General features: G+C 62.1%; 19 protein-coding genes. 8 read left to right on the top strand and 11 right to left on the bottom strand.

Features of this window, described 5'->3' with window-relative positions; translation table 11 throughout:
• Positions 1–93: 93 nt before the first annotated feature.
• From ACYQ2T_RS05765 to ACYQ2T_RS05735, 7 genes are all read right to left on the bottom strand, one after another.
• Positions 94–795 carry a molybdopterin-guanine dinucleotide biosynthesis protein MobB gene (locus ACYQ2T_RS05765; RefSeq protein ID WP_459899172.1) on the bottom strand — a complete coding sequence of 234 codons (702 nt, stop codon included), beginning with the start codon at positions 793–795 and terminating at the stop codon, positions 94–96.
• Between the two features lie 83 nt (positions 796–878).
• Positions 879–1,916 (bottom strand): ABC transporter ATP-binding protein, encoded by a 1,038-nt coding sequence (locus tag ACYQ2T_RS05760; protein WP_459899170.1) that lies wholly within the window; start codon positions 1,914–1,916, stop codon positions 879–881.
• The gene (locus tag ACYQ2T_RS05755) at positions 1,913–2,755 is read right to left on the bottom strand and encodes an ABC transporter permease (protein WP_459899168.1); all 843 of its coding nucleotides are present in this window, start codon (positions 2,753–2,755) and stop codon (positions 1,913–1,915) included. Before ACYQ2T_RS05755 ends, ACYQ2T_RS05760 begins: the two co-directional genes overlap by 4 nt.
• Positions 2,756–2,763: 8 nt before the next feature.
• The gene (wtpA, locus tag ACYQ2T_RS05750) at positions 2,764–3,747 is read right to left on the bottom strand and encodes a tungstate ABC transporter substrate-binding protein WtpA (protein ID WP_459899166.1); all 984 of its coding nucleotides are present in this window, start codon (positions 3,745–3,747) and stop codon (positions 2,764–2,766) included.
• Between the two features lie 628 nt (positions 3,748–4,375).
• Positions 4,376–5,032: an energy-coupling factor ABC transporter ATP-binding protein gene (locus ACYQ2T_RS05745; protein ID WP_459899165.1), complete on the bottom strand. Its 657-nt coding sequence runs from the start codon at positions 5,030–5,032 to the stop codon at positions 4,376–4,378.
• On the bottom strand, positions 5,029–5,730 hold the full coding sequence (locus ACYQ2T_RS05740; RefSeq protein ID WP_459899163.1) for an ABC transporter permease: 702 nt from the start codon (positions 5,728–5,730) through the stop codon (positions 5,029–5,031). The genes ACYQ2T_RS05745 and ACYQ2T_RS05740 overlap by 4 nt, the downstream gene beginning before the upstream one ends.
• 117 nt (positions 5,731–5,847) lie before the next feature.
• The gene (locus tag ACYQ2T_RS05735; RefSeq protein ID WP_459900089.1) at positions 5,848–6,615 is read right to left on the bottom strand and encodes an ABC transporter substrate-binding protein; all 768 of its coding nucleotides are present in this window, start codon (positions 6,613–6,615) and stop codon (positions 5,848–5,850) included.
• 338 nt (positions 6,616–6,953) lie between these two features.
• On the opposite strand from ACYQ2T_RS05735, the gene ACYQ2T_RS05730 reads away from it, so the two are divergent.
• The 8 genes from ACYQ2T_RS05730 to ACYQ2T_RS05695 all read left to right on the top strand — a co-directional run bounded on the left by ACYQ2T_RS05730 (position 6,954) and on the right by ACYQ2T_RS05695 (position 16,039).
• Positions 6,954–7,835 (top strand): formate dehydrogenase accessory protein FdhE, encoded by an 882-nt coding sequence (locus tag ACYQ2T_RS05730; protein WP_459899161.1) that lies wholly within the window; start codon positions 6,954–6,956, stop codon positions 7,833–7,835.
• Positions 7,836–7,899: 64 nt separating this feature from the next.
• Positions 7,900–8,649 carry a formate dehydrogenase accessory sulfurtransferase FdhD gene (locus ACYQ2T_RS05725; RefSeq protein WP_459899159.1) on the top strand — a complete coding sequence of 250 codons (750 nt, stop codon included), beginning with the start codon at positions 7,900–7,902 and terminating at the stop codon, positions 8,647–8,649.
• Positions 8,650–8,652: 3 nt separating this feature from the next.
• Positions 8,653–9,258, top strand: a complete 606-nt coding sequence (gene mobA / locus ACYQ2T_RS05720; RefSeq protein WP_459899157.1) for a molybdenum cofactor guanylyltransferase — start codon at positions 8,653–8,655, stop codon at positions 9,256–9,258.
• Complete coding sequence (locus ACYQ2T_RS05715) at positions 9,255–9,776, top strand: TlpA family protein disulfide reductase (protein ID WP_459899155.1); 522 nt, start codon at positions 9,255–9,257, stop codon at positions 9,774–9,776. Before mobA ends, ACYQ2T_RS05715 begins: the two co-directional genes overlap by 4 nt.
• Positions 9,773–10,765: a GTP 3',8-cyclase MoaA gene (gene moaA / locus ACYQ2T_RS05710; RefSeq protein ID WP_459899153.1), complete on the top strand. Its 993-nt coding sequence runs from the start codon at positions 9,773–9,775 to the stop codon at positions 10,763–10,765. Before ACYQ2T_RS05715 ends, moaA begins: the two co-directional genes overlap by 4 nt.
• A gap of 209 nt (positions 10,766–10,974) precedes the next feature.
• A complete protein-coding gene (locus tag ACYQ2T_RS05705; protein ID WP_404844473.1) occupies positions 10,975–11,844 on the top strand; it encodes a transposase in 870 nt (289 codons plus the stop codon).
• Between the two features lie 429 nt (positions 11,845–12,273).
• Positions 12,274–15,303 (top strand): formate dehydrogenase-N subunit alpha, encoded by a 3,030-nt coding sequence (fdnG, locus tag ACYQ2T_RS05700; RefSeq protein ID WP_459900088.1) that lies wholly within the window; start codon positions 12,274–12,276, stop codon positions 15,301–15,303.
• Position 15,304: 1 nt separating this feature from the next.
• On the top strand, positions 15,305–16,039 hold the full coding sequence (locus tag ACYQ2T_RS05695; RefSeq protein ID WP_459899151.1) for a 4Fe-4S dicluster domain-containing protein: 735 nt from the start codon (positions 15,305–15,307) through the stop codon (positions 16,037–16,039).
• Positions 16,040–16,275: 236 nt separating this feature from the next.
• On the opposite strand, the gene ACYQ2T_RS05690 is transcribed toward ACYQ2T_RS05695, so the two are convergent.
• The 4 genes from ACYQ2T_RS05690 to ACYQ2T_RS05675 are packed head-to-tail and all read right to left on the bottom strand — an operon-like array spanning position 16,276 to position 18,823.
• Positions 16,276–16,614, bottom strand: coding sequence for a hypothetical protein (locus ACYQ2T_RS05690; RefSeq protein ID WP_459899149.1), 339 nt, complete (start codon positions 16,612–16,614; stop codon positions 16,276–16,278).
• Complete coding sequence (locus tag ACYQ2T_RS05685; protein WP_459899145.1) at positions 16,611–17,093, bottom strand: MauE/DoxX family redox-associated membrane protein; 483 nt, start codon at positions 17,091–17,093, stop codon at positions 16,611–16,613. The genes ACYQ2T_RS05690 and ACYQ2T_RS05685 overlap by 4 nt, the downstream gene beginning before the upstream one ends.
• Positions 17,090–18,247: a rhodanese-like domain-containing protein gene (locus ACYQ2T_RS05680; protein WP_459899143.1), complete on the bottom strand. Its 1,158-nt coding sequence runs from the start codon at positions 18,245–18,247 to the stop codon at positions 17,090–17,092. Before ACYQ2T_RS05680 ends, ACYQ2T_RS05685 begins: the two co-directional genes overlap by 4 nt.
• Before the next feature lie 3 nt (positions 18,248–18,250).
• Positions 18,251–18,823, bottom strand: a complete 573-nt coding sequence (locus tag ACYQ2T_RS05675) for a peroxiredoxin family protein (protein ID WP_459899141.1) — start codon at positions 18,821–18,823, stop codon at positions 18,251–18,253.
• Positions 18,824–18,828 lie beyond the last annotated feature (5 nt).

Here is an 18,828-nt window from a genome sequence, read left to right as displayed (position 1 = left end):
ACCAAGGCAGGGGCAGTGAAACACAACGCCTCACAGCGGCCCAAGGGCGCCTCACACCAGCACCGCCCAGCCCCGCGCCACACGGCCCAAGGCTTATTTGGTTATGCGGATTTCCACATCCCCGCCGCCCACGCCCTTAAGCTCGCGGAGCATGCCAAGGATGGAGCCGGAGATGATGCCCCGGACAAAATCGTTCATGCCCACGGGGACGCCGCCGACGGTGACTTCCATGCCGTTTTTGCGCGCCTTGCAGGAGTTTTCCGTCACCTTGCCGGAGACGATTTCCCGCGCCAGCGTGGCGCAGTCCTCCCGTCCACAGGAGCCGCAGTCCAGCCCCGGCAGGGCAAAGCCCTGCTCCAGCACACAGTCCGCCAGCGCGGCAACGTCCGTCAGGTGCATCATGCCCGGAACGGACACCTCGCCATAGGTCGCCACGGCCAGCCCCTGATCAAGGGTCCCGGCGTCGGCAATGCTGCGCAGGAGCATCACACGCGGCAGCCAGCCAAGGCTTTTGCCGCCCTCCACCACAAGGACCTCACAGTCCATCAGCGGCGCGATGTCCGGCAGATAGCGCTTGCCGTCCCACGTGAGTATCGCTCCGGATTCCCACAGCCCCGCGCAGGTGCCGTAGGCCTCGCGCAGACGGGCGGTATCCGTCCCCGGCGCGTCCAATTCATGGTGCGAAAACTTCGCCGCCGCGGCGCGAATGCCCCGGCTACGAAGCTCCTCGCCCAGCTGGACAGCCAGCGTGGTCTTGCCCGTGTCCTTGTATCCGACAATGCTTATGGCAATCATGGGGTGTCTCCCGCGTAATGGTTCAGAGGTCCCACAGCCTTACAGGGAAGCGCCGGCTCTTGCAACGCCCGTCCGCGCCGGGGCTAGAAGGTATGCACTGCCTGCGCGGCAAAGCCAAGGTTCACGGCGTCGCCGCACGCAATGCCGGATTCCAGAAGAGTACGCCTGTCCAGCAGCGCCTTGAAGTCTGCCTCCGCACACCGCACGCCAAGCTCCACCATAAAGCCAAGGTCGCTCACCCGGCGCACCGTGCCCGAAAAGCTCACATACCCATCCGGGAGCGCCGCCCCGCGCGTGACGGCAACATCCTCAGGGCGCAGGGCGACGTGGGCGCAGCGCTCCCCAGCCGCCTGCGGCAACGGGCAACACAGCCCGCCAAACCGGGCCTCCCGCTGGGTAAATGTCGCCGGGAACACATTCTTCATCCCCACAAACTCCGCCACAAAGGGCGTGCTGGGCTGACAGAAAACCTCCCGCGCGCCGCCCACCTGCTCCAGCTGTCCGCCGCGCAAAACGCCAACGCGCTGGGCTAGGAAGAGCGCCTCGGAAAAGTCGTGCGTCACCATAAAAAACGTGGTGCCAAGGTCGCGGTGTAGCGTCCTCAAAAGGCCACGGATTTCCTCCCGGAAGTTGGGGTCCAGCGCAGACAGCGGCTCATCAAGAAGCAGCACGCGCGGATTCACCGCAAGGGCGCGCGCAAGGCACACGCGCTGTTGTTCGCCGCCGCTCAGGGCGCGCACGCCCCGCCCGGCAATGCGCGACAGGCCCAGCATCTCCACCAGCCAGTCCACACGCCGCCGCGCCTCGGCGCGGTCCACATCGTGATAGCGCAGGCCGTAGGTGATATTCTGCATTACGGACATGTGCGGGAAGAGCGCGTTGTCCTGATACACAATGCCAACGCCGCGCCGCTCCGGCGGCAGGTTCGTCACATCGCGCCCGTTGACGGCGATGCGGCCCTTTGCCTGCGGCACCAGCCCGGCGACGGACTCCAAAACCAGCGACTTCCCCGACCCCGTCGGGCCGATGAGCGCAAAAAATTCCCCGTCCGCCACGTCAAGGTTCACCCCCCGCACGGCAAAATCCGCAAAGGTGATGCTTAGGTCCGAGATGCGAATCATTGCGCCGTCCTCCTTTGCGGCAGGGTGATGACACGCAGCAGCAGAAACAGCACAAGGCACACGCCAATCAGCCACACCGCTACGGGCTGGGAATACTTGAGGCCGTAGGCCGTGAACCGCTCGTACATGAGCACAGGCGCAACCTTGGGATGATAGGCCACAATGATGATGGCCCCAAATTCGCTAACCGCACGGGCCATGCACATGATGACGCCCGCCAGCATATGCCGCCAGCACAGCGGCACAGTGACGCGGAAGAACGTCGCCCCGCGCCCCGCCCCCAAACTGCGCGACACATTCTCCAGCCGCACGGGCACGCTCTCGAAGCCACTTTTGGCGGCGCTGATGTAAAACGGCAGGCCCACAAAGGCCATCACGGCGATGATGCCCGTGGCCGTTCCCATCAGCCGCAGGCCCACCGCGCCAAGGGCCTCGCCCAGCCAGTGCCCCCGCCCGGCAAGGCTCAAAAGCGCAATGCCCACCACCGGGTGCGGCAGCATAATGGGCAGATCAATACAACTCTCCACAAGGCGCTTGCCCCAAAACTCCGTGCGCGCCAGCAGCCACGCCAAGGGCGTCCCAAGGACGAACACCCCAAGGGCTGCCGAGCTGGACGTCCACACGGACAACCAAATGGACGAGCGCACCTCCGGGTCCAGCGCCGTTTCCCACAGCACCTCAAGGCTCGGTTGAGAGACCATCTCGTACAGGGGCAGCAAGATGAAAGCCATCACCACCACCCCGCACGCCGAACACAGCCAGATAAAAAGCCCGCCGGGCAGGGCAAAGCCAGTGGCCTGCCCCGCCTGGCGGGTCAAAGTGGTCGTTTGTGCCGTCATGACGTCGCCTAGTTGCGAACCTCAACCAGCGGCTGCAGCTGCGTGGCAAGGCCATTCTTCATAGCGTCGGAGGACACGCGGGCCGGGACAAACGGCGGCTGGCCCATCTCGCGCAGGACCTTGAGGCCGCCCTCGGGGTCCAGCAGGTAGGCCATGAAGGCTTCGGCGGCTTCACGGTTGGGGGCGTCCTTCAGGATGGTGACGCCGTAGGTGCAGGACTTGCCCGTACGGGTCATGAACGTGCCGGGCTTCTTGCCGGTCACCTTCACCTTGGCCAGCTTGTAGAAGGGATCCATCTTGTAGTTGCCAAGGTTGATGTGGTCGTCGAGGGTGATGTACTTCAGACCATGCTGCACTGCCACGGACAGGTACTCCCACGCGTAGTCCATGTTGCCGCTTTCCAGCAGGGAGATAAGCTCCACGGACTTGGGCCGCACGTTTTCCTTGGGGCGGTTGGCGAGCAGGTCGTTGTAGAGGCCGTCGCGGTCATAGAACTTCTCGGCCAGCTGGAGCACCATCAGGCTGCGGTAGCCGCAGGGGTCGAGGTTCGGGTCGGAATGGCCCCACACCACCCCCTTGCGCTGGAGGATGTCCATCCAGTTCTTGTCGTTGATTTCGCCTGCGTACTTGCTCTTGTCCGTGTAGCACAGCACCAACTGGTTGGTGGCAAAGCGGATGTTCACATCGGTGAATTTGGGTACCAGCGTTTTGTCGATGACCATGTAGTCGGCGGAGGCCATCAGGTCGGCGGGTTTGCCCAGCTCGGAAATCATGCGCGCCATTTTGGTGCTGCCGCCAGCTTCACGCAGCACGTCCACCTTGGGGTATTTGGCCTCAAAATTCTTTTCAATGGTCTTGAAGGGCACGGACAGGCTGCCAGCATGGAAGATGGTGAGCTTGCCGGTAGGTTCGGCACTGGCCATGGGCGCAGCGCAGGCAAAAACCAGCGCCGCCACCGCGACGATGCGAAGTGTGTGTCTGATGCGGTTCATCACGTTAGGCTCCTTGTATCGGTTCAGGATCACACTGTCGAAATCGCCCCCGTCCTCAACACGGGCGGAAGCCATACCGCCATACCACCCTCAGGATTTTATGGTCAATTTGTTTCGGCCTTCGCCTAGTAGTCCGATAGGAGAAACCAATACAAACTCAAACCACCCATAAACGACACCTCTTCATCCACTCTTCCGCATAGACCGTCAAAACGCCCCCTCCCGCCGGGACGCCGCCCTGACGCGCCAAGCGCCAAAAAGACAAAAGACCACCCTCAATGGATGGTCTTTCACTGCTCTGCTGCGCCCCCGCTGGCCGCCGGTCTGGTGTGGTGAGATGAGCCTACGCGCGCGGAGTCCCTCACGCCCATGCTGCGCCGCCCTGTGCCCAAGCCCCTCGCGCGGTACCCTCACTCCGCCCCAAATCTTGGGCTTTTCAGACCGCTCCGGCGCACCCGGCACGGCAGGCCCACAGGAGGGAAAGGTGTAGGAAACGCGCGACAGCGACTGTACAACCCGGAACATGGGTAACACTTTTGTCCGGGAACATAGGGAACAGGTTCTGGTACGCACGGTGCGGCCCTCGACCCCTTCCCGGCGCATTTTTCCTTATGCTGACGAGGCCCGGTCAGCCTTCACGGCGGACTAGACGCCCTTCTCGCATCCGCACGATGGTGTCGGACACAGAGGTCAGCCAGTCCATGTCATGACTCACAATGACCACCGTTGCGCCCCACTCCTCGCGCGCCGCCTTGGCCGCCGCCTGAATGCGCTCTGCGCTCTCCTCGTCGAGACTGGCCGTTGGTTCATCCAACAGCAAAACACGCGGCCGCAGGATGAGCCGCGCCGCAAGGGCCACACGCTGGGCCTCGCCGCCGGACAGCTCGCGCCACGGCCTGCGCGCAAAGGACTCGGGGGCCAGCCCCACCATGTGCAGCGCCTCGGCAATGCGGCCCTCGTCCATGGCCTCGCCGCGCACCTTGAGGCCATAGCCCACATTGCCCGCCACGCTCCGCTTGAGGAGGTACGGCTCCTGTGTCAGCAGGGTCACCCGGCGGCGCACACTATTGCCCGCCTGCGTGACGTCCGCGCCGTCAAAGCGCACCGTGCCGCTCACCGGACGCTCCAAAAAGGCAAGGATGCGTAGAAGCGTGGACTTGCCGCTGCCGTTTGGTCCGGCCACGCCCACAATGCTGCGCTGGGCAATGGACAGGGCATCAATATGCAGCGCGTCGCGCGCGCCGTAGCGCTGGCGGACGTCTGTCAGCTCGTACATGGTGTTCATCGGTCATGCTCCGCAAGGCGCCTCAGGCCCGAGACGGCAAGATTCACGAGAAAGGCAATGCACAGGAGCACCAAACCAAGGGCAATGCCCACCGCAAACTGGCCCTTGCCCGTCTCAAGAGCAATGGCCGTGGTGATGGTGCGGGTATGCCACTTGATGTTGCCACCCACCATCATGGAAATGCCTACCTCGGACACAATGCGCCCATAGGCGGCCACAGCCGCAAGGGCAAGGTGATAGCGGGCCTCCCACAACGTGGTGACCAAAATCTGCCGCCGCGACGCGCCAAGGGTCTGGAGCGTCCAGCGCAGGCGGCGGTCCATATTCTCCACAGCGGTGGCAGTCATCGCGATAATGATGGGCAGGCCAAGGATGGTCTGGCCCACGGCAATGCCGGGCACGGTGAAGAGCAGCCCCAGCTCGCCAAGCGGCCCCTGCCGGGACAAAAAGGCATACACCAACAGCCCAATGACCACCGTAGGAAAGGAGAGCAGCGTGTCCACCAGCATCCGCAGCGCGCGTTTGCCCGGAAAGTCCGCATGCCCCAGCAAAAACCCAAGGGGCGCGCCAAGGACAAGGCTGCCAATGATGGACAACGACGACACCGAAAGCGTGGTGTAAATAGCGGAATACGTCTCCGCATCCAGCTGAAAAAGCAAGATAAAGGCCCGGACGAGGCCGTCGAGCAAGTAGTCCATATTCCTCCCGGTTCCGCCGTGGCGGACCGTCATCAGGCAGAGATGAAAAAGGGCCGGACGCGCGTCACGCTGCCCGGCCCCGTTCTCTACGCTGTAGCGGCACTGCCGCGCGGCGCTTTACTCTGCGTTGGGGGTGAAGAGCTGCTTGCCCAGCAGCCGGAAATCACCAATGCGCTTCTGCACAGGGGCGGAAGCCATCCACTTGCGGAACGTGGTCGCAAGGTCATACTTGACCGAGGAGCACTTGGCGGGGTTCACGCACAGTACGCTGTACTGGTTGAACAGAGCCTTATCGCCTTCAACAAGGATTTTCAACGGTGCGTTGCCGTTGTGGTTGGCTTCGTATTTGATGTAGGTACCGCGGTCGGTCATGGTGTAGCCGCCGCGCTCCGCCGCAACATTAATGGTGGCAATCATGCCCTGACCGGTCTGCACGTACCACTTTTCCTTGTCCGGAACGGGCATCTTGGCGGCCTTCCACAGGGAGATTTCCTTCTTGTTGGTGCCGGAGTTGTCGCCGCGGCTCACAAATTCACGGTGCTTGGAGCCGATGGTCTTCATGGCGTCCACCACAGACATGCCCTTCACGCCCGCCGGGTCGGCCTCGGGGCCAATGATGACGAAGTCGTTGTACATAATCTGGGTGCGGTCCACGCCGTGGCCTTCCTTCACAAAGGTCTTTTCCGCGCCAGGAGCATGAACGAGCAGCACGTCCACATCGCAATTGCGGCCCATAGCCAGCGCCTTGCCGGTGCCAACTGCGGTCCAGCGCAGTTCGATGCCCGTTTCGCGCTCGAAAACGGGGGCCAATTCATCCAGCAGACCAGTGTTGTCCGTGCTGGTGGTGGTGGCCATCATCAGTACAGGCTTTTCGGCCAGTGCCATCGTCGGCAGGGCAGCCGCCACAAACAGGGCCAGCAGCGAGAGTAGAAGCAGTCGTCTTTTCACCTTTACGCTCCTTTTTCGTCATTTTTTTCATGTGACGTTTTTAAGACACGGTAAATTACTACCAAATCAGTCATATTGACTTCAAGCCCCCACGTCTACCCCCTTTCAGATATACTCAAAGTTTGGCACCAACTTTTTGCAGAATACGCAGGGGCACCAACCCTTTCTGCCCTTATATGGCGCGGATTAGCGCTCCTATTGGTCTTTCAAATACAAAAAGTGTACTATGCTGAAAATTTCCACTATCAAACCGTTTTCAAGCAGGTGCTCATTTTATGTCCACATCCACCGACTCCCTTTTGCGACTTCTCGACACCAGATTGAAACAACTGCAAAAAAAGAATCATATCCCCGACGTCCTCACCGCCTTGGTGAAGGACGTCTTTACCATGCAGGTCCACGCCCGCGACGAAGCCGCCACCGCCCTTGACGAAAGCCTGCTCACCCCGCGTGAACAGCTGGGACCGGACGTGCCGCTTCTGCCGCGCGAGTCCTTCCCCGTGGACGAGGCTCTGGCCACACGGCTGTTTGACGACCTGCTCGCCCTTATCCTTGATGCCCCAGCACCCCTTGGCGACGCCGCCAAAACCATAGATGCCGCCCGAAAGGACGGCGCAGTGGACCTGCCCGCCCTATTCGCGGCCTACATCTCCGGCGAGGACGCCCCCTTTGCCGCATGGGCGGAGAAGACCCCGGACGCCCCACGGGCCATGGCCTTTTTGGTTCAATCCAGCCTGACCCCCGGCCTGAGGGCCGTTGCGCAGCAGGCCGAACAGCACCTGAAGCTGGACGAAGCACGCGGGGGCAACTGTCCCGTCTGCGGAAGCCTGCCGCTCATCACCGAACTGCGCGAAAAGCAGGGCTTTCGCCATGCCACGTGCTCCTTTTGCCACACGGTGTACCGCATCCCGCGTATCATGTGCGCCTTTTGCGGCGAAACGGACATGGACAAGCTGTCCTACTTCACCGCCGAGGGGGAAACCGGCTACCGCGTCGACGTCTGCGAAAGCTGTAAGCTGTACATCAAGTGTGCAGACTTCCGGGAACTGGACCGCAAAACCCTTGCCCTTATCGACGATTTGGATTCGCTGAGTCTCGACATCCTTGCCGTGCAGGACGGCTATACCCGTCCGACGGTTTCGGCTCTGGGCTTCTAGACCACTCGCGCGGCGCGCCATGCGTCGCCGCGCACCATGACCACACGCTCAGCGAGGACTGACCATGAAAACGTCACCCACATCCCCAGCCGCCCCGCAGGAGGCCCGCCTGCGCGAGCTGACCTGCCGTCAGTACAAAAACGGCGCGTGGCGGGATTTTACTGACATCGTTACCCCGGAATACCCGGTCTATCTCCAGTGGCCGGACGCGCCCACGCGCGAACTGCTCACCTTCCCCGAAGGGTGCGACAGGCTGGCCTTGGGCCACGCCCTGCTGGAACTGTGCGCGCCGGGAGAGCACCCGGCCATAACCGCCACTGACGGCGACACCTACACCCTCGCACCAATTCCCGCGCCCGCCGCGCCGCAGCCGCCCACCCTCTCGCCCATCCCGGCGGAGACCATCCTGGACTGTATGAAGCGCTTTATCGCGGGTGAAGGCCGCTGGGAGGCCACGGGCTGTTTCCACCGCGCCGCAGTCTGGGACCCGGCATCCGGTGAATTCATCACGCAGGCCGAGGATATTGGCCGCCACAACTGCATCGACAGGCTGGCGGGCTGGTCCGTCGAACAGGGCCGCCCCCTTGCGGGGCTGATGCTATTCGTGTCGGCCCGCGCCACGACGTCCCTTGTCCGCAAGGCCGTACAGGCGGGCTTTTCCGCCATGGTCAGCCGCAGCGCGGTCACAACATCAGGCGTGGCCACAGCGCGCGAGGCAGGCATGACCCTTGCCGGTTTTGCCCGCGAGATACGCTTCACCGTCTTTACCGACCCGCGCGGACGATTCGACGACCCGGCGCGGCGCAAGGGCTAACCTATGCCGACACGTCTTCCCTACGGATTGGTCCTTGCGGGAGGCAAAAGCACCCGCCTTGGGACGGACAAGGTCTGCCTGTGGTACTCTGGGAAAATCATGCTCATGCGCATGCTGGACCTTGCCGGGCACTTCTGCGGCGAGGTGTATGTCTCGGGCCGCAACCCCGAGGAGTTTGAAATAAGCGCCCCGTGGCTGGCGGACGACATTCCCGGCATTGGCCCCATGGGCGGCATCCTGACCTGCCTGCGCCGGCTTCAGGCCCCGCTGCTGGTTTTGGCCTGCGACCTGCCGCTGCTGGACATCGCCACGGTGCACACCTTGGTGCGCGCACACGCCAAAGCGCCGGCGGACACCGTCATGACAACCTTCCGTCAACAGGAGACCGGGTATATTGAATCCCTCGTCTCCATCTATACTCCGGCAGCAATTCCGCTGTTCGAGGACTCCATCTCGCGCCAAAGCTACAAGCTCACCCGTGCGATTCCGGAGCATTTACGGCACCATGTCCCCTATTCCAGAGAGAATGCGGGGGTCTTTTTCAATATAAACTTCCCCGCCGACCTTGCCATGCTGCGGCAAGTGGAACGGGCACAGGATAACCGATGAAATCAACACGCGTATTGACAACTGTCACGTCTGGAGCGACACATTTCCTTCTGGCCCTCGCACTTGTGATGATTGTGGCTTCCGCCGCTGTGGCAAAGACGCCTGCGGCCATTTCCGCCAAGGGACTGCAACAGCTCATCCATGAAGCCAAAGGCCGCGTTGTGGTGGTGAACTTTTGGGCATCGTGGTGCGCGCCCTGCATGACGGAGCTTCCTGAATTCATCGCCCTGCGTGAGGCCCGGCCAGAGGACGACGTGTACATGGTTGGTGTCTCCCTCGACTTCGACCATGCCATGCTCACAAAGACCATGCAGGAGAAAGGCATCAACTATCCCGTCTATATCGCTGAGGAATCCGTGGCCCGCAAATACGATATCAAGGTCATCCCCAAAACGTGGGTGCTGAACAGAAAAGGCGAAATCTCCACGGACCATGACGGCCTGATGACCGGGCGCATGCTGAACAAAGCCGTCGCCCGCGCCCTAAACGGCCACTCCATCGCGGGAGAGCTTGAATGATTACCGACAGCCACGGGCGTTACGTCAGCTATATCCGGCTTTCGGTAACGGACCGCTGCAACCTCAAGTGTTTCTACTGCCGCACGGACTGTGCGGAGAGCTTCATAGACCATGACCACATCCTGACCTATGAGGAAATGATTCGCCTTGTGAAGGCCGCCCAGACCATGCAGGTGCGAAAACTGCGCCTGACCGGCGGCGAGCCTTTTGTCCGGAAGGACTTTCTGGCCTTTCTCGGCATGCTCAAGGAAGAATGCCCGGAGCTGGACGTCCGCGTCACCACCAACGGCACTCTGCTGGGCGGCAAGATTCCGGCGCTCAAGCACCTTGGCGTGCAGCGCATCAATATCTCGCTGGACACGCTAAACCGCGACCGCTTTACCAAAATCACGGGCCGCGACTTTCACGACCGCGTCATGCGCGCCATTGAGGACTGCCTGCACTACGGCCTGACGGTGAAAATCAACGCCGTCGCCATGAAGGGCGTCAACGACGACGAAATCGGCGCGTTCACGCGCTTTGCCCGCGACTATCCTGTGGACGTCCGCTTTATCGAGTTTATGCCCATTGGCGGCTGCTCGCACTGGAAGCGCGAATACACCCTACCCGCCAGCGATATTCTGGACCGTGCCCGCGAGGAAGCAGACCTGACGCCCATCGAGCGCCACGCGGACACCGACGGCCCGGCCCGGCTGTATTCCATAGATGGCGGCACAGGACGCCTTGGCGTTATTTCCGCCTTGTCCGACCACTTCTGCGACACCTGTAACCGCCTGCGCATCACCTCCGACGGCAGGCTGCGTACGTGCCTTTTTTCGGACAAGGAATACCGACTGCGCCCCATCTTGCGTTCGCCCAAGCTGGATGACGAGGCCCTGCTGCGCGTTATGACGCGCGCCACCCTGAGTAAGCCCCTTGGCTACAAACTTCTGGAACACCTGCAAGGCAACTCGGTCTGTTCCAAGGTCATGTCCTCCATCGGAGGCTGACCCACGTGCCACGCGCATATTGGCGGCGGGGCCGCAGCCTCGGCCAGCGGCCCCGCCACTGTTTTTTCTGATTCGGCGCTGTGGATGGTCCGTCCTGCCCGGTCCTCCCCGCCCTGCCCCGCCGCCCTGCGCGGGGACGCCCCGTGGCCACGGTCCAACACCGGGACCAGCGGCCAAAAACCGACAGCAGCACAAGACGACAGGTACGAATGGATTCCGCGACATTTGACGACATCACCCGCGACGAGGCCGCGGCACGGCGCTATCTGCTCAAGTTCTGCTGGAAGAACCACCAGCGCTTCTGCCCGCGCTGCCGCAGCCGCCGCAACTACCGGCTCAAGAATGGCCGCCGCAGGTGTGCCCGCTGCCGCTACACGTTCCACGACTTCAGCGGCCGCTGGGTCAACAACTGCAACCTCACCTGCGTGGAGTGGCTGCGCCTCATCCGACTCTTTGAGGACGAGACAACGGCGCGCACCGCCGCCAAGGAACTGGGCATCTCGTACAACACGGCCTATAAGGCCATGGCGACCCTGCGCTTTGCCATCATCGCCCACGCGCTGGACGCCAAACAGCTGCTGGGCAAAGGCTCCCCGCTGGAGCTGTCCCTCAGTGGCAGAATGTTCAAGGCGCCCACCGCAGGCGCCGCGCAGGACGGCCCGCAGCCCACGCCCGTGTTCGGTATTATGGACCGCGGCACGTGGGCCTTTGTTGACCTCATCCCCGGCTTCGACATTGAAACCGTGCTCCACTTCAGCCTCAGCTTCCAACTGAAGACCGTGCGCCTTGGCAACGTGGTCTACACCGACCGCTACCAGCGCTACGACACGCTCATCTGCTGTGTGGGCAACGACCCGGCGGCGGACTACTTCAAGCCCGGACCGCGCGGCCTGCCCATCGACGAGGAAAACCTCGGCTTTTGGCAGTTTGTCAGCTCGCGCCTGACCAAATTCCACGGGGTGACGCCACAGCGCTTTCCGCTCTATCTCAAGGAGCTGGAACTGCGCTACAACTCCCGCGGGAAGGACCTTTTTCCCATCCTCACCGGCTTTTTGTGCGATTTTGTCCCAACCGACTGATATTTCGCAACATCCACAGGCCGCGTCATGACTCGCTCATGGCGCGGCTTTTTCGTTCTCATTTCATCCCTTCGCGGTGTAGAACCGTAACCAAGTCCGTTTTCCGTTGCTCCCAATCGGCATACCTTATATAGGTTGATAGAGGTGTAAATCCATCACGGATTGCACGCTATCCACTACGAAAGGAGGTAAACGCCATGAAAACAGCCTGCCCGACTGCGATACCCTTCGCGGGGCTTGGACTCGACCTGAGTCCGGTCGCAGCGCGGGCCAGCCTGCTGGCTCCGCACCGGTGGCAGTGGACGAAGCCCGCTTCGCCCACGGTGCCTACCGTGCGCTGCGTTCCCGCCCCGTCGGGCTACGCGCTGCTCCTCGAGCTTTCGAGGGAAATCAGAGGCCGTTAGACCGCATTCATCACAAACAAGGAGAATATCCATGAAACGCAGAGAGTTTCTGAAACTCTCCGCCGTGGGAACCGCCGCCACTGCGTTTGGCGGCTTGGGCGTATCCCTTGCGCCCACCAAGGCGAGAGCACAGCTCCTGAAGACGAGCTGGGCCAAGCAAACAACCTCCGTCTGCTGCTACTGTGCTGTGGGTTGCGGACTTATCGTCCACACGGACACCATGAGCCAACGTGCCATCAACGTTGAAGGCGACCCGGACCACCCCGTCAACGAAGGCGCACTGTGCGCCAAGGGTGCTTCCGTTTGGGCCCTTGCCGAAAACGACCGCCGCGAAAAGAACGTCCTGTACCGCGCTCCCTACAGCGACAAGTGGGAAGTGAAGAGCTGGGACTGGGCGCTCACGCGCATCGCCAGACGCATCAAGGACACCCGCGACGCCGCCTTTACCGAAGTCAACGCCAAGGGCCAGCGCGTCAACCGCTGCGACAACATTGCCTCCGTTGGCTCCGCCGCTCTCGACAACGAGGAATGCTGGGCCTACCAGTCGTTCCTGCGCTCCCTCGGCCTGGTGTGGATAGAGCATCAGGCTCGTATTTGACACAGCGCCACTGTTGCGGCTCTGGCAGAGTCGTTCGGACGCGGCGCGATGACCAATCACTGGATCGACATCCAGAACAGTGATTGTGTGCTTATCATGGGCAGCAACGCTGCCGAAAACCACCCCATTTCCTTTAAGTGGGTGCTGAAGGCCAGGGACAAGGGCGCAAAGCTCATCCATGTGGACCCCCGGTTCACCAGAACGTCCTCCAAGGCCGACATCTACGCCCCCATCCGGTCGGGCTCCGACATCGGATTCCTGGGCGGCCTCATCAAGTACATCCTCGACAATGACCTGTACTTCCGCGAGTACCTCGTCAACTACACCAACGCCTCGTTCATCGTCCGCAAGGACTTCTCGTTCAGCGACGGTCTCTTCTCCGGCTTTGACGGCGAAGGCTCCTACGACAAAAGCTCGTGGAACTTCGAGTACGAGTCCGAAGGCGTTCCCAAGAAGGACGAGTCCCTTCAGCATCCGCGTTGCGTGTTCCAGCTGCTGAAAAAGCACTACCGCCGCTACACGCTGGACAAGGTCACCAGAATTACCGGCACGCCCAAGGACGACATCCTGTCCGTCTACAAGGCCTACGCGGCCACAGGCAAACCTGATAAATCCGCCACCATCATGTACGCCATGGGCTGGACCCAGCACACCGTGGGCGTGCAGAACATCCGCGCCATGGCCATCGTCCAGCTGCTGCTGGGCAACATTGGCGTGGCTGGCGGCGGCGTAAACGCACTGCGCGGCGAATCCAACGTGCAGGGCTCCACAGACCAGTGCCTGCTGTGGCACATCCTGCCGGGCTACCTCGGCATTCCCACAGCGTCCATGGATTCGCTGGACAAGTACAACACCACCAAGGCCGCGCCGCACCTGACCGGCGCACAGGACCCCAAAAGCGCCGCGTGGTGGCAGAACTATCCCAAGTACATGACCAGCTTCATCAAATCCATGTACCCCTCGGCCTCCGCCGATACGGGCTACGAGTGGCTGCCCAAGTGCGACGACGGCAAAAACTACTCCTGGCTCAACCTCTTTGAGGAAATGAGCAGCGGCACCTTCAAGGGCTTCTTTGCCTGGGGCCAGAACCCGGCCTGTGGCGGTGCCAACTCCAATAAGACCAGACAGGCAATGGCCGAGCTGGACTGGATGGTCAACGTCAACATCTTCGACAATGAGACCGGCAGCTTCTGGAAGGGCCCGGGCATGGACCCGAAAAAGGTGAAGACCGAGGTCTTCTTCCTGCCCTGCGCCGTCTCCATTGAGAAGGAAGGCTCCATCACCAACTCCGGCCGCTGGATGCAGTGGCGCTATCAGGGCCCCAAGCCCTGGGGCAACACCATGCCCGACGGCGAAATCATCGTCGAACTCATGGAGAAGGTCCGCGAGCTGTACGCCGAGGAAGGCGGCACCTTTGTGCATCCCATCCTTGGTCTTGGCATCCACCAGTGGGGCGGCGCCCACGGCAAGTTTGACCCGCACGCCGTCGCCAAGCTCATCAACGGCTACTTCCTGAAGGACGTTGAGGTGAAGGGCAAGAAGTTCAAGAAGGGCCAACTGGTCCCGAGCTTCGCCTACCTGCAGGACGACGGTTCCACCAGTTCCGGCAACTGGCTGTACTGCCAGTCCTACACGGACAAGGGCAACATGGCCGCCCGCCGCGACAAGACCCAGACGCCGGAACAGGCCATGATTGGTCTGTACCCCAACTGGGCATGGTGCTGGCCGGTCAACCGCCGCATCATCTACAACCGCGCCTCCGTGGACCTGAAGGGCCACCCCTACGCGCCCAAGAAGCCCGTCATCCAGTGGACCGGCGACAAATGGGTCGGCGACGTGCCCGACGGCGGCTGGAAGCCCGGCACCAAGTACGCCTTCATCATGAAGCCGCAGGGCCATGGTCACATCTTCGGCCCGGGCCGTGCTGACGGGCCGTTCCCCGAATACTACGAGCCGCTGGAGTGCCCGATCTCCAAGCATCCGTTCTCCGGCCAGCTCCACAACCCCACGGCCCTGCAGTTCGCTGACGAATACAAGGCCGTCTGCGACCCGAGGTACCCCTTCGTCTGCTCCACCTACCGTGTGACCGAACACTGGCAGAGTGGTGTTATGACGCGCTTCACCCCGTGGCTCATCGAGGCCGAACCGCAGATGTTCTGCGAAATCAGCCCCGAGCTGGCCAAAATGCGCGGCATTGAGAACGGTGAGAAGGTCTATGTCGAAAGTGCCCGCGGCAAGCTGTGGGCCATCGCCATCGTGACGCCCCGCGTGAAGCCGTTTGAGGTGATGGGCAACACCGTCCATCAGGTCGGCATCCCGTGGCACTTCGGCTGGGTGTTCCCGAAGAACGGCGGCGACGCGGCGAACCTGCTTTCGCCCTCCGTCGGCGACCCCAATACGGGCATTCCCGAAACGAAGGCGTTCATGGTCAACGTGCGCAAGGCACAGGAGGATTAGAATGGACAAGACATTCTTCATCGACCTCACCCGCTGCACGGCATGCCGTGGATGTCAGGTCGCGTGCAAGCAGTGGCACAAGCTGCCTGCCGAGGAAACACACAACTACGGCTCGCACCAAAACCCGGCGGACCTGTCGGTGCACACCTACAAGCTGGTCCGCTTCAACGAGCATATCGTTGACGGCAAGCTCAAGTGGCTGTTCTTCCCCGAACAGTGCCGTCATTGCATCATCGCTCCCTGTAAGGAAGTGGCCGATGCCTACGACGAAAAGGCCATCCTGCGCGACTCCGAAACCGGAGCCGTGCTCTTCACGGACCGCCTTGCCGCCTTTGACGACATGGAAAAGGAAGAAGTGCAGTTCGCCTGCCCGTACAACATCCCCCGCTTCGATACCGAAACGGGCCTGATGGCCAAGTGCGACTTCTGCATCGACCGCGTCCATAACGGCCTGCTCCCGGCCTGTGTTCAGGTCTGTCCTACCGGCACCATGAACTTTGGCGACCGCGAAGACATGCTGGAGCTTGCCCAGGAGCGACTGGCGAAGGTCAAGAAGACCAAGCCCAAAGCCGCCCTTGTGGACCCGGACGACGTGAACGTCATCTACCTCATCGAGGAAGACGCCTCGCTGTACCATGACTTCATGATGGCCGACGCCGGGGCGCATACCCCCGGTGGCATGAACAGAAAGCAGATGTTCGCCAAGCTGTTCTCACCGCTGAAGAACATCTCCTAACCCGCGCCAAGCGCAAGACAAAACACAGGCGGCCCGGACAGAAGTCCGGGCCGCCTTTTTCGTTATACTCGCCAACAAAAACAGCTTGGGATCAAGAACGCTGCCATGCGTGGAAAAGCATGCGGCCTGTCCACCGCAAAAACGCCTCCCACAGGCGCATCACAAGGGCGGGGCAGGGAGCGCGGCACGGCCCGCAGCGCAGCGCAGAAAAAGAGGTCTGAATCACGCGCAGCCAGCTAAGGCCGCTCGCGCGAGAACACCACCTCGCCAACGCCCGGCATCTGCATAACGATGCCGCCCCCGGCAGACAGGGCGCCAATAAGCACGCCGCCACCACGCGTGTGCAGCCACACTTCGTCGCCGCGGCGCTCCCATGTGAAGGCGATGTCCTCCTCATCCGTGGCCCATGTGCCGCGCCCGCCCTCATCAAGGACCAACAGCACCTCGCCACGTTGGGCCTGCGCCACGTACCGCCCGGACACGTCGTCCGTCTGCTGGCATCCGGCAAGAGCAAACACGGCGCAGCACAGCGCCACAACGCACCACCGCAGGGTCAAACCAGCGCCCCACTTCATGACAGGTCCTCCAGCGTCCACGAAAACCGGTTCTCCAGATGAAAGAGGGAATCAAAGAAAAAGACATGCACAGCCATGGCAAGCCAGCCCGCATCGCGCAGGGCCGTCAGCCAGCTTATGGGATCTTCCTGACTGTGAAAGCAGCCGCAGCCAACGGGGATATCCGCCACCAGCACCCACACCACAGCGGAAAGGAACATGACCAGCATTGCGCAGATAAAGGCGCACGCGGAGCGCGAACGCACCCCCACAATGAGCAGGATACCGCACAGAAGCTCAACCCACGGCAAAACCACGGCCATCACCCCAACAAGGGCGTACGGCACAATCTGATAGTTGGCGATGGATTCGGCAAACACCGCCGGGTACGTAATTTTGTAAATGCTGGCGTAGATGAACAGCCCGCCGAGATACAAACGAAAGGCCACCGCCAGCAAGGCATTGAGGCGCGAATGCGCAAGGCGCGTCCAGATGCTCATGGTCCCACCGGGTAGCCCTTCTCGCGCCACAGGGCCATGCCCTCGGCCATGACGCGAACGTTGGTGAACCCCTTCTCCGTCAGCCAGTAGGCGACGGCCTCATCATAGGGGCGGCTCACCGTGTGGCCGTACACAATAATCTCCCGCTCCCTGTCAAGGGACGCAAAGCGCATGGCGTACACAAAGTCGAACAGGTTCGACGGCGCATTGACCGCGCCGCGCACGTGCCCCTTGCGGTACAGCTCCGCCGGGCGGGCGTCCACGAACATTGCCCCGTCCTCAAGGCGCCGGAATGCGCGCTCCACCTCCACATGTTCGGCCTCGGCCCGCAAGAGGCTCTGGGGCACAAGGTCCACCTTGTTGGGGCTGTACTGGTTAAACAGCGCCCCCACAAGGAACGACAGCAGGATGATGAACACAAAATCCATAACCCGCACCTGCCCAAGGCGCGACACCTCGCGCCGCACCGCGGTCAGGATGCGCTCGCGCGATTCGGCGATGTTGTCCACCTCCACGCGGCAGGCGCTCACGTCATTAAGCAGCTGCTGGAGTTCCTCATTCTGGGTGGTGAGCTTTTGATTGCGCTCGGTCAGGGCTTGGTTCAGGTCCGTGATGATGCGCCGCTGGAGCGCGCGCTCTAGGGAGCCGGCAAGGATAACGGACAGGCTCCGCAGAAACTCGGCGTCCCCGGCGTCGTGGTCGCGTCCGGACTCTGGCGTCCCAAGCGCGATAAGCCCCACGGTCTCCCCCGGTCCCGTCCATGTGGACACAAGGCATACCCCGCGCGGCAAAGGCATGGTCACGTCGCGGCAACTGCCCTGCCGCACATCCTCGCCGGGAAAGGCTCCAATACCACGCACATGCCCTACAAGGGCCGCTCTGTCCTTTTCCAGCGCGGAGCGTTGATCGGGCGAAAACCCCTGCGTCACAAGCATATCCGCGCCGCGCTCTTCATCCACAAACAGCACCGCCCCGTGGCTGACGCCCAGCACCTCCATGCTCCGCGTCAGGAACACAGACGCCATCTTGGGCATATCCGCCAAGGGGACCAACGCGCGCGCCGTATCGTACAGCCCGCGCATGTAGGCCAGCTTGCGGTCTTCCGTTGGTGGAGGGGGCGGCGTGCGCCTACGGGATGCCGGATCCTCGTCCATACCTTACTCCTTCACAAAGGAGCGGATCGTGTCCAAAAACGCATCGGCGTCCTCAATGCGGCCCATGTGCGTGTAGAGCACGGTTCCGTCAGGACGGGCCAGAATGGTAAAGGGCGTGCCCGGCTCGCCAAGCTGCTTGTGCACCGCATAGTCCACGTCCGGGACGATGGGATACTCGGCGCGGTGCTCCTTGCGGACAAAGGCAATTTCCATGTCCGTGGCACCACTGGCAAGGGCAAAAAGGCGCACTTGCTTGGACAGCGCCGCATCACGCGTCAGGGCGCTGTAAAGCGTGCGGAGGGTCGGGGCTTGGTCGTGGCAGATAGGACAATACACGCCGATGACCTCAATCATGATGAGGCCTGCGTCAATGTCGGCCAGGGTAAAGGGGGATGCGCCGGGCAGGCCAAGGGCCTCACGGTCCCCGGCCTGCTTCGGCGCTGTAAAGCTGATGTCTGAGAGGGAATCGCCCTTGGCGGGCAGGTCTGCCGCCCATGCACCAGCGGCGCAAAAAACGGTGAGCACGAGGCTAAGCCACGCGGCGCTGAGACGGCGTCGGGAGTGTGCAGGCTTCATTACGT

The sequence above is a fragment of the Desulfobaculum senezii genome (assembly GCF_054657395.1).
The sequence above is the reverse complement of the archived record's forward strand: the minus strand, read 5'-3'. Positions and strand labels throughout refer to the sequence as shown.